The organism is Candidatus Cloacimonadota bacterium (assembly GCA_012516855.1).
Taxonomy (GTDB): Bacteria; Cloacimonadota; Cloacimonadia; order Cloacimonadales; family Cloacimonadaceae; genus Syntrophosphaera.
This window is the reverse complement of record JAAYWB010000079.1, coordinates 1-11,447: the sequence shown is the minus strand read 5'-3', so window position 1 is coordinate 11,447 and position 11,447 is coordinate 1. Positions and strand designations below refer to the sequence as shown.

Annotated in this window: 10 protein-coding genes; all 10 read left to right on the top strand. The window is 52.2% G+C overall.

Features of this window, described 5'->3' with window-relative positions; all coding sequences use genetic code 11:
• Positions 1–2,191, top strand: a 2,191-nt coding sequence (locus tag GX466_08205) for a T9SS type A sorting domain-containing protein (protein ID NLH94177.1), incomplete at its 5' end; no start/stop codon positions are given.
• 740 nt (positions 2,192–2,931) lie between these two features.
• On the top strand, positions 2,932–4,104 hold the full coding sequence (locus GX466_08200) for a methionine adenosyltransferase (protein NLH94176.1): 1,173 nt from the start codon (positions 2,932–2,934) through the stop codon (positions 4,102–4,104).
• A 106-nt stretch (positions 4,105–4,210) separates the two neighbouring features.
• Complete coding sequence (locus GX466_08195) at positions 4,211–4,768, top strand: HAD hydrolase family protein (GenBank protein NLH94175.1); 558 nt, start codon at positions 4,211–4,213, stop codon at positions 4,766–4,768.
• A gap of 10 nt (positions 4,769–4,778) precedes the next feature.
• Positions 4,779–5,297 (top strand): LPS export ABC transporter periplasmic protein LptC, encoded by a 519-nt coding sequence (gene lptC, locus GX466_08190; GenBank protein NLH94174.1) that lies wholly within the window; start codon positions 4,779–4,781, stop codon positions 5,295–5,297.
• Entirely contained in the window at positions 5,272–6,342 is a 1,071-nt protein-coding gene (locus GX466_08185; protein NLH94173.1) for a hypothetical protein, read from the top strand. The genes lptC and GX466_08185 overlap by 26 nt, the downstream gene beginning before the upstream one ends.
• 32 nt (positions 6,343–6,374) lie before the next feature.
• Positions 6,375–7,124 carry an LPS export ABC transporter ATP-binding protein gene (gene lptB, locus GX466_08180; GenBank protein ID NLH94172.1) on the top strand — a complete coding sequence of 250 codons (750 nt, stop codon included), beginning with the start codon at positions 6,375–6,377 and terminating at the stop codon, positions 7,122–7,124.
• Positions 7,121–8,572, top strand: coding sequence for an RNA polymerase factor sigma-54 (gene rpoN / locus GX466_08175; protein ID NLH94171.1), 1,452 nt, complete (start codon positions 7,121–7,123; stop codon positions 8,570–8,572). The genes lptB and rpoN overlap by 4 nt, the downstream gene beginning before the upstream one ends.
• Positions 8,573–8,583: 11 nt before the next feature.
• The gene (lpdA, locus tag GX466_08170) at positions 8,584–9,984 is read left to right on the top strand and encodes a dihydrolipoyl dehydrogenase (GenBank protein ID NLH94170.1); all 1,401 of its coding nucleotides are present in this window, start codon (positions 8,584–8,586) and stop codon (positions 9,982–9,984) included.
• A gap of 15 nt (positions 9,985–9,999) precedes the next feature.
• The gene (gene raiA, locus GX466_08165; GenBank protein ID NLH94169.1) at positions 10,000–10,536 is read left to right on the top strand and encodes a ribosome-associated translation inhibitor RaiA; all 537 of its coding nucleotides are present in this window, start codon (positions 10,000–10,002) and stop codon (positions 10,534–10,536) included.
• 63 nt (positions 10,537–10,599) lie between these two features.
• Positions 10,600–11,447, top strand: an 848-nt coding sequence (hprK, locus tag GX466_08160) for an HPr(Ser) kinase/phosphatase (GenBank protein ID NLH94168.1), incomplete at its 3' end; no start/stop codon positions are given.

The window sequence follows — 11,447 nt, the reverse complement described above, 5'->3', positions numbered from 1 at the left end:
CAGCTTGGAAGCCATAGCTGGTGACAGCACTTACATTAGCCGGACCAAAATTGACGGTAACCGAAACGGCCCTTGTGTTGCTTTTCTTAATGCCGAGCAAAACGCCACCTTGCGGGGCTTTACCTTAACCAATGGCACAGGATATTTTACTCATGATGTAGTAACTATGGGGGGAGGGGTGCTAATCAGCAATACTTATATGACAGGAAGCACAATCACTCTTGTTAATTGCAACATCCACGGAAACCATGCCGGAATGGGTGCAGGCGTCAGTAGCACAAATGCGTCATTGTACTTGAGCGGCTTAAATGTTCACCACAATTATGGCCTTGCTTCCGGAGGGGGGATTCATATTGTAGGATCCAGCAATGTGGTGCCGAGCATTGTTTTTGATCCTGTGAACAGATGCTCCGTTTATGAGAACTATGGAGCTGCCCCGGTAGATATATCCGTATTTGACATCCCCGCCAATATAACAATCTACCTGAATATAGCAAGCATCAACCCGCCATCAACCTTCTATGTCGGCAGACATAACAATCTATCCAGCCTGCAGCAGTACCATGATACGGTGATTGCAGAGCAAGCCCATCGCACTGAAATAAACCGCGACTTTTACGTTAGCCCCAATGGGGATGATAACAATAGCGGTATCAGCCCGGATGAACCAATGCGCACCATTACCAGAGCCATGCATCTGATAGCTTCCGACAGCCTTGACGTAAAGACTGTTCATGTACTGCCGGGTGTGTATGATGAGGGTGAAGGTGAACAGCTATACCCCATCCCGATCAAGTCGCACATCAATCTCATCGGAGCAGGATCGGAATTGGTTACGTTGACATCATCATCGGTTTGCATGTTAGGGATACCGAGCTTTATCCATTCCTTCAAAGCCAGACACAACACGATTAGCGGTTTCACTATGACAGAAAGTGTCCCCAGCAACAGAATGCCATACATGAACCCATCATATATAGAATATCTGCATCTGAATGATATAGTGATATCAGATATCCAGGCTTGTGAGTATGGCGCATTTTTTATGGATGAACCAAGAAACGTTGTAATCAATAAGCTGGTCATCAAGAATATCACAACCCCACATATAGCTGTAGATGTTAATTGGGTCCATGATTCAAAGATCAGCAATTCGACCTTTACGAATATCCATTCCACTTATGTGTCCGATGACCCTATTTTCACAGGTCTTGCCGTAATAAGCTTCATGGTTGAAGATTCGTTTACTTTTGAGAACAATGAAGTTAGCAACTTGAGTGTGCAAAACGACCAAGATACCTTTTGTATCTCTTTGTGGAATCCATGGGGTACTGAGGAGGTGAATATCAGAGTGAGCAATTGCCTTTTTGACAACATCAAAACCAACAATGACCGTGCGGTATTGTTTGCCAGTAACGACTACAGCAACGTAGAAATCTCAAACTGCACATTATATAACAATTATGGCTCTGATGCAGCAGTAGGCTTGATAGGTGATGTAAGCATGCGGAATAATATATTTTACAATCCCGACGCAGAGCACGAAATCGTAATGTATGCACCTTCGCAGTTTCAATCCGCGTGTAATCTGGATGTGGACTACAGTTACATTCGCGGTGGCGAAGTAAGCATTAACAATACATCAACTTACAATAGCTTAAACTATGGGGAACACAATCTTAGTGAGGGTCTGCTGTTCGCTGGTACCAGTGCCGGCAGCGGGGATTATCTTCGCCTTGCGCCAGGCTCTCCCTGCATTAATGCCGGCACTCCCGATGCCGCGGGATTGAGTTTATTGCCCTATGACTTGGCAGGAAACTGGCGCATCTGGGATGGCAGGATAGATATGGGCTGCTATGAATTCGGCTCCGAGCCCTGGGTTGCCATTGACGATCCGGTGCTTTCTGTTCCTGATCAGCTTGTGCTGATGCAAAACTACCCCAATCCTTTCAACCCCAGTACAACAATCTCCTACATACTCCCCGAGGCTTCAGAGATCACCCTTTCGGTTTATAACCTGAAGGGTCAGTTGGTGAGGACTTTGGTGGAAGGGCTCAAACCTTCAGGACTCCATCAAGTTGTGTGGGATGGCAAAGACAAGCTCAACATGCAGGCAGCCTCAGGGGTGTACTTCATCCGCCTTCAATCCGGAAAGACATCAAAAACCCGTAAAATGCTTTTGATGAAATAGGGGCATTGGCGGTCCCGGGATGTTCAACTGCCTCAGAGAGTTGCCTCACTTTCAAACCGGGTGGGCGAGCCCGGAGGACCACAGAGCCGCGGGGATTGCATTCTTTCACCCGCAAGGGGCTTTCCGTCTTGTTTATCCCCTTGCACGAGGGGCTTACGCTCCCTCACTATCGTTATGGCGCCCTACGGGCACGAACAACCGGATTACCCACTTGATCTGAAAGAGAGTTTGATTTGTATGAGAGCTATAAAACGCCTGACCGCCACAAGATCCTGCCAGCCAGGCCCTGAGCGCCTTCTTCCATCCCCCTCCCACGCCTCCCGCGAGATTCTCGCATCAAATGCGGGCATCATGCGGGAGGCGTGACCGAAACCCTATAAAGGGCCTTAAGGACCAAACTACATCGCTTTTCCTGCCAGGCCACACGCCGGAAGGCGGAAACAACCTTCGGCTTAATCCACCCTGTCCCAAAGAGAGTTTTCTATGATTGGCAGGGGTAAAGAACAAAGGCCATTAGCCAGCTTAAGGGCTGGGGCAGATATTTCCCTTGACTGATTTGGTGCCGCGCAGAAAATATGCCTGTTCGTTGCGTTGCCGGCTGCAACGCTTCAAACAAGCGGTGATTTGCCCTTTGCTCCGCTTCAAAATGTGCTAAAGTGCGGGTAGTTTGCATCCGGCTTTAGCGGCCGGATTTTTTAATTGAGGGCAGAAACTACAGACAAACATTACAGGAGAATAAAATGACAGCATTACACGCAAACAAACCCTGCGACCGGAACGAGTATGTTTTCACCTCGGAATCGGTCTCGGAAGGACATCCGGACAAGGTTTGCGACCAAATCTCGGACGCCATCCTGGACGCCTGGCTGAGCCGGGACCCCCATTCCCGGGTAGCCTGCGAAACACTGGCCACTGAAAACAGGATAGTCATTTCCGGTGAAGTTTCCTCGCCCACCGGTGTGGATGTGGAGGTGGAACCCATCGTCCGCCGGGTCATCAGTGATATCGGCTATACCAATCCCGACCTGGGTTTTGACCATAACTGTGAGATCGAGAACTATCTGCATTCCCAGACCACAGAGCTGGAAACCAACGAAGGGGCGGGCGACCAGGGCCTGATGTTCGGCTATGCCTGCAACCAGACCAAACAACTTATGCCGGTGCCGATCACAATGGCCCACCTGCTGATGGAAAACCTGGCCAAGGCACGCAAACAGGGCTTGATCCCTGGTATCCTTCCAGATGCCAAATCCCAGGTTAGCATGCGCTATTGCGGACGCAGGCCCGTGGCGCTGGAAACGGTGGTGATTTCCACCCATCACCTGCCAAAGAATGAAGCTGAATTCGCCCGGATGAAGGAACTGATAAACGAAATCGTGATCCGCCCCACCATCGACGAAATGGAAAGCGATGCCCGTTCAACCTTCAGCGCGGAGAAATATTCGGTTAAGATAAACCCCCGCGGGATGTGGGAAAACGGTGGACCGGCCGCGGATACAGGTCTCACGGGGCGCAAGCTGATCGTGGACACTTACGGTGGCTGGGCCCAGCACGGCGGCGGGTCTTTTTCCGGCAAAGACGCCACCAAAGTGGACCGCAGCGCTACCTACATGGCCAGGCATATCGCCAAAAGCGTGGTTGCTTCAGGCCTTGCCGATGAATGCCTGCTGCAGTTCAGCTTTGTGATCGGCGAATCGGAACCTGTCTCGCTGATGGTGGATACCTATGGCAGCGGGACCATGAAGGACGCCGAACTGGAAAAACTCATCCGCGCCAGTTTTCCCTTGACAGTAAAGGGAATCATCGACTATCTGGACTTACGCATGCCCATCTTTCTCCCCACAGCCGCCTACGGCCACTTTGGCCGGTTGGACGCGGGCTTCAGTTGGGAAGGGACGAAGGCCCTCAAGTAGCCTTTCCGGCAGGCTTTGCGTCCATTCACCCGGGTTTTGGGGATCCTGTGTTCCCAGAGCCGGTTGAAGCAGGGCTTTGCCGGGCGACAATATTAATGGAGACCGGATGAGTTTCAACAAACTTGCCAAACCAAACAAACCCCTGCTGCGCTGGGAAAAGATCCAACTGCTGATCTTCGATTGCGACGGCGTGCTAACCGATGGACGCATCATCTATGACAGTGCCGGCAACGAAAGCAAGAACTTCGACGCCCACGACGGCATGGGCTTCAACCTGCTGCGGCAGACGGAGATAAAAACGGCTGTGATCACGGGGCGAAATTCCCCGGTGCTGCAGCGCCGCTGCGACGATTTGAAGATAGACCATGTCTTCCAGGGCATTCAAAACAAACTGGCCAAAGCCAATGAGCTTTTGGAGGAACTGGGTTTGGGCTTCGACAGCGTTCTCTTTATGGGTGACGACTGGAATGACCTGCCGGTTATGTTCAAAGCCGCGGTCTCGGTCTGTCCCGCCGACGCGATGGAGGGTGTGAAAGCCCTCAGCGACCTTGTCACCAAGCATCCCGGCGGCCGCGGAGCGGTGCGGGAATGCATAGAAATGGTGCTTAACGGCAAAGGTATCTATGAGCAGGCCTTGCTCAAATATCTTTCTCAAATCAGCTAAGCTGCTAATTATGCTGGCTTTGCCGCTGCTTTTCGGCTGCGGGGAAAGCGACCTGGTGCTGCGCACGGAATCGCTCAAACGAGGACTGCCTGACGAGACCAGCACAAACGTGACCATCACGGAATTTGACAGGGAAGGCGTGGCCTACATCCTGAAAGCCGCCAGAATCGACCGCTATTACGAGCGCCGCATCCTGAATGCCTATCAGGTTGACATCACGGCTTTTGACAGGCAGAAGGGCGGCGCCTCCAGCCTGAAAGCCGACAGCACCATCGTGGACGATGCCCGAAACGTGATCTACGCCCACGGCAACGTGAAGCTGGTGGGCAAGGAAGGCAGCATTTCCACCTCCCGCCTGATCTGGGACCGCAACATGGACGAGGTGATGGCCCCGGGGCAGGTGACTTTGGTTAAGGACGGCAACGTCTTGCGCGGCACCAATCTGCGCACCAACCTTAGCATCTATCCCACCGAAATGGACAATATATCAGCCGAGGGCTTCTTTGAAGAAGATTATCTGGATTGGTAGCCTGATTCTGGCTTTGCTCCCTCTCTGGGGACGGGAGAAGATCCGGGTTATCCATTCGGACAAGCTGTATCTGAGCAAGGTGCAAGACGAGCAAGTGATGCGGCTGGAGGGCAAAGTCCATTTCTGGTATGGAAAAACAGAATTCAAAAGCGACCGGGCACTGATCTTTGACCTGCAAAAGATAGCCCGCCTGGACGGCAACGTGAAGGTTAACAATGATTCCCTCAGCCTGGCAGCTGACAGCCTCACCTATTACCGTATCCCCGATGAACTGAACGCGGGGGGCAGGGTGCTGATCGAACAAAAGACCAAGGGCAAGGTTACCCGCTGGTTCCGTTCTGACAAGGCCATCTACAGCAAGTTTCACAACACTGTGACTGTCTGGAGCAACGTGAGTTCCTTCGACCAGGAGGAAAACGCCACACTCACTTGCGGCTATGCTTTTTGGGACCGCAAGAACCGCTACGCATACATGATTGAGGAACCCAGGCTGGATGTGGCGGGAAAAGACACTCTGCACGTGCAGGCGGATAAATTTGAATACTTTGAGGAGGAGCGCAAGCTGATGGCCACGTTCAACGTTCTGGCACGCAGCCAGGATTACGAAGCCAGCAGCGATTTCCTGGTCTATCTGCTCAAGGAGGAAAAGGCGATGTTTCTGGGCGTGCCGCAGTTCCGCTCTGACAGCGCCATCGCCAGCGCGAAGGAGTTTTATCTGTTCTTCAAGGACCGCGAGTTACAGCGGGCTGAACTGGTGGACTCCTGCCGCCTTGATTTCGCGGAAGAGGAGGATGGCCCGAAAAAGAATTGGGTGAAGGCAAACTATGTCCGCGTCGATTTTGAGGACAAGAAAATCCGCCGCTTTGAAGCCGAAAAGACGGTTAGCTACCGCTTTGACCAGGAACAGACAGAGGAACGCGACTTTTTTGTGAATACTGCCGACGGTGAGTTTCTGGAAGCTAAATTCAACGAGGAAAGCGAGCTGGAATTCATGAACATGCGCCAAAAGATCAAAGGGGTTTACAAATTCCACAACGAGTCTTGACAAAACCCGCTTTCGGGGTATTATAAGAGTATATGGAAGCTCACAAAATTCAGGCCCAAAACCTGGTAAAGATATACGGCAGACGCAAGGTGGTCGATGGTCTCAGCATGGAAATGAGCCAGGGCGAGGTTGTGGGAATCCTGGGTCCCAACGGCGCTGGCAAAACCACCACCTTTTACATGATCCTCGGCCTGGCCAAGCCGAACCGGGGCAAAGTGCTGCTGAACGGGCGGGATATCACCCACCAGCCAATGTACCGCCGGGCCTGGCTGGGTCTGGGTTATCTGGCCCAGGCGCCTTCCATATTCGCCAAACTCTCCGTGCGCGACAACATCATGGCCATCCTTCAGACCCTAAAGATCAGCCGCCAGGAGCGCAAAGAACGTCTGGAAAGCGCGCTGGAGGAACTTAACCTCACCTCCCTGGCCAATCAGAAGGCTTACACGCTCTCCGGAGGCGAGCGCCGAAAACTGGAAATAACCCGCTCCCTGGTGACCAAACCCACCTTCATCTTCATGGACGAGCCTTTCGCCGGGGTCGATCCTATCGCCGTGGCGGATATCCAGGACATCATCAACAAACTGCGGGAAAAGAATATCGGTGTGATGCTCACCGACCACAACGTAATTGAGACTTTGAAAATAGTCAACCGGGCTTATATTATCTTCGAAGGAAAGATCATAGTATCAGGTTCTTCACTGGAGCTGATAAATGATGAAAAAGCCAAGAAACTATATCTGGGAGAACGCTTCCTGTCCAATCCGTTTGAGCCGCAATCATGAGCAACCTTAGCCAGAACATATCCCTCAAGCAAAGGCAGGAACTGGCGCTCAAGCCCAAGATGCTGCAATCCCTGAAAATGTTGTCTCTCCCCATTCTGGAACTGGAAGACTACATCAAGCAGGAACTGGAGCAAAACCCCCTGCTTGAACTCAGGGAGGAAAAGGATGATGAGGAGCAGGACAATCTGGAAACGGCGTCCAAGGAAAGCAAGGAATCCCTGGATGATTCGCAAAACAGTGATGAGCTTGGCCAAACCTTGAATGAAGCCCGCGAACTGACGGAAATCCTGGACCAGTGGAACGATTACCACCTTGGCTATGAAGGCTGGCAGGGTGGGACCGAGGCCGACCAGGGCGAATCCCTCATCCGCTATGAGGAGAACGCCCGGGAGAAATTTCTCCAGCAACTTTATCCACTCTCCCTGCCGGAAAACGAGGTCGAATTCGCTTCTGAACTGATCGACAGCTGCAACAGCTATGGCTTTTTACCGCCCAATTTCGATTTGGGGAAAGTTGCCAGGGCTTTTGGAATCTGTCCTAAACGCGCGGAACAGGTACACCAGATCATCCTCCAGCTAAGCCCCAAAGGCATCACCGCGCGCGGCATAAGTGAATGCCTGCTAGCCCAGCTCACGGATGAGCAGCGCGACAACCGTATCCTGGTGGGCCTTTGCTCCGACCAGTTCGAAAACCTTATCCACCGCCGCTATCAGAAGATCGCTTCGCATTTCGGGGTGGGGGAGAACTATATACTGACCATGAAAGAGATCGTGGCCAAGCTGGATCCCAAACCCGGCCTGCGCATCCTAACTCCCAACGCTGCATACGTATATCCGGACATCACCATCAAGCGGATCGACGGGAAATTCGAAGTGATCATCAACGATCACGTAACCCCCAATATCATCATCAGTCCCCGCTACCGCCAGATGATCAACCGCGGCTACTTTGACCGCGACACCCTTAAATTTGTTCGTGACCGCATCAATAGTGCCAAATTCCTCATCAAAAGCATCTATATGCGCACCCGCACCCTTCAACGCGTGGCCCAGTCCATAATCAAATTCCAACCCGATTTTTTCCAGCTTGGAAACGGCCTCATTCATCCGCTCACCTATGCCGTGATCGCCCGCGACCTATCTGTAAGCGAATCAACCATTTCCAGGGTTGTTAAGCATAAGTTTGCCGAAACCCCCTCCGGCATCTACGCCCTGAAAGATTTCTTCAGCAGCACCGCTGGCATTGACAACAACTTTGAAGGCATCTCGCGCCAGCACGTGAAAACACAGATCAGCCACATGATAGATAACGAGAACAAGAAGCATCCCCTTTCCGACCAAGACATTGTGGAATTACTGCGCGCGGAGGGGCTGAACATCTCACGCCGGATAGTGGCCAAATACCGTTCGGAACTGGGTATCCTGAACAGTCGCCTGCGCCGGCAATAAAGGAGGATTTTTTGCCCGAATACAAAGTTTTGATCATTGGAGGCGGGCCGGGAGGCTATGAAACCGCAATCCGCCTCAACCAATACGGCATCGACTGTGCCGTGCTTGAAATGGAACGCCTCGGCGGCGTTTGCCTGAACTGGGGCTGCATTCCCACCAAAGCTTTGGTGAAAAGCTCCGAGCTCTTCACAGAGCTGAAGAACTCGATTGATTATGGCCTGCCGCCAATGGAACCCAGCCTGGATTACGGGAAAGTCTTTGCCCGCAAGAATGTCGTGGTGGAACAATTGGTGGGAGGAGTGGAGCACCTTTTTCGTAAACGCGCCATCCCCGTGCTGAGAGAAAAAGCGGTCAGCGTTTCCGTCCTTGACAAGGGTTACGAAGTGCTCACCGAGGCAGGAACATCCATCCGGGCTGAATATCTCGTGCTTGCCACGGGTTCTGTACCCAAGGAACTTCCCGGCCTGAAAATCGACGAAGTGAACGTGCTTTCTTCCACCGGTATCCTGGCTTTGGACACCCTGCCCAAAAGCCTGGCCATCGTTGGCGGCGGAGTCATCGGCTGTGAATTCGCCTCTGTTATGAATAGCTTTGGGGTCGAAACCACCATAATAGAATTTTTGCCCCGCATCATGGCAACGGAAGATGAGGAAATGGTCAAGCGCCTCACCCTCGCCCTGAAAAAAGCCGGAATCAAGATCATTACCGGAGTGGGCGTGGAAAGCGTTTCGCGAACCAGCGGTGGCAATGAACTCACCTTGTCTGATGGCGCCAAATTGACATTCGACAAAGTATTGCTCAGCGTGGGCCGTGTGCCGCGCTGCGGTTTGGATTGGCTGAATGGCGCACCGGATATGGAAAAAGGGGCTGTGGTCATCGATTCGCTTATGCGGAGCAGCCTGCCAGGAGTTTACGCCATCGGTGACCTCACTGCCAAACTGCCTTTGGCCCACACAGCCAGCAAACAGGGGATGATCGTAGCCGCACACATCCGCGCCCTCAGTGAAGGCCTGGAATATACAGACCCCGAATTGAATTACACAAACATTCCGCGCTGCACTTTCACCCATCCGGAACTCGCCTCCGTGGGCTACACAGAGGCTGAAGCTAAGGAAAAGTTCGGAGGGATCAAGGTTGGGAAATTTCCTTACAGCGCGAACGGCAAAGCCCTGGCCATGAGCGGAACCTACGGCCTGGTCAAAACAATCGCCAGGGAGGATGATGACACGCTTGTGGGCATGCATATCCTGGGCTTGAACGCTGCTGAACTCATCGCCCAGGGAGCCCTGTTGCTGTCGTTCGGAGCGAAGGCCGACGTTACGGAAAAGGTCACTTTTGCCCATCCCACCCTATCTGAAACCATCAAAGAATCCCTCGAGGATTTGCATAATCTGGCCATTAATAAAGTATAGAAGGAGGAATCACACATGCAGATCACGATCACAGCCCGTCGATTCGAACTCACGAAAGCGATCAGGGACTACGTGGAATCTTCATGCCTGAAGATCAACAGGTATTTCGACAACATCATAAATGTCCACGTTACCCTGTCTCTGGAGAACAGCCGCAACATCTGCGAGATCTCTCTCCAGGCCTCAAAATTCGGCCTGCAGAGCCAGGCTGAGGAAATGGACATGTACCTTTCCATAGATAACGCCCTGGACAAGATGGAAGCTCAGATCAAGAAGCTTAAAGACCGTGTGACCGACCACCAGAAAAGAGCTCTCAAAGACCAGTTTTCGGAATTTTCCCGCGAAACTGATTTCCTGGTCAATCCTGGAAACCGAGACCGCAAAACAGTAAAAACCAAACGTGCCGTAGCCGAGATGCTTACCGTCGAGGAAGCCATGGCAAAGATCGAAACCCAGAAAGATGAGTTTCTCATCTTCAAAAATGTGGAAACCGACCGGCTGAACGTCCTGGTGAAAAGGGACGAGCAGAATTATAAACTCTTTGAACCGTAAGCAGTTGCCCGCGGCCGCCGGCAGCACTGCCTTCCGGCGGCCTCATCGGGCTGGGGACCGACTATGAAATCCATCACTATCCGCGATTTTTTTGACAGCAAAAAGAAAGACCTTGCTCTTTCCCTGATCACCGAGCCCCAAACCCTGAACAAGAATCTCAGCTCGCCCCATATCAACCGTCCGGGTCTGGCCCTGGCTGGTTATCTGGATGTTTTTTCCACCGAATGCATCCAGATATTCGGTGAGGTTGAGGTGCGCTATCTGCAAAGCCTGAATGAAGATATGATGCTGGAAAGAGCCCGCTCCATCTTCAAGCTGGATATCCCCTGCATCATCATCACCAAAGGACTCACTTTCCCGCCGGCGCTGGAATACCTTGCCAACGACCTGCAGATTCCCATCCTTTCCAGCCGGCTTTCCACCAACCAGCTAATTCAGCAACTTACCCGCTATCTCCAATACACCTTTGCCATGGAAAAGACAGTCCACGCCACGCTCATAGAAGTTTTTGGCCTTGGAATTCTGCTTTCCGGCAAAAGCGGGATCGGCAAAAGCGAATGCGCCCTTGATCTCATCCACCGCGGGCACAGCCTCGTTGGTGACGACGTGATCACCATCCGCTATCTGGATGAACAGTTGGTTGGCAAATCCGCCCGCGATTTCGGACATTTCATGGAGATTCGCGGCGTTGGCTTTATCAATGTGGAACGCATGTTCGGCATCGAAAGGGTGCGCAAGCAAAAGAACATCGACTTCCAGATCGAGCTGATGCCCTGGGCGGAAAACATGGATTACGAACGGGTTGGCCTCACCACAAACTACGCCGACCATCTCGGGGTAAAGATCCCCATCATCTATCTGCCCGTGTCGCCAGGCAAAAACGTCTCGGTGATTGTGGAAGTGGCGGCCAT

Coding starts and splice junctions, on each gene's coding strand:
- GX466_08200 (NLH94176.1), top strand. CDS start 2,932: ATGACAGCATTACACGCAAACAAACCCTGCGACCGGAACGAGTATGTT.
- GX466_08195 (NLH94175.1), top strand. CDS start 4,211: ATGAGTTTCAACAAACTTGCCAAACCAAACAAACCCCTGCTGCGCTGG.
- lptC (NLH94174.1), top strand. CDS start 4,779: ATGCTGGCTTTGCCGCTGCTTTTCGGCTGCGGGGAAAGCGACCTGGTG.
- lptB (NLH94172.1), top strand. CDS start 6,375: ATGGAAGCTCACAAAATTCAGGCCCAAAACCTGGTAAAGATATACGGC.
- rpoN (NLH94171.1), top strand. CDS start 7,121: ATGAGCAACCTTAGCCAGAACATATCCCTCAAGCAAAGGCAGGAACTG.
- raiA (NLH94169.1), top strand. CDS start 10,000: ATGCAGATCACGATCACAGCCCGTCGATTCGAACTCACGAAAGCGATC.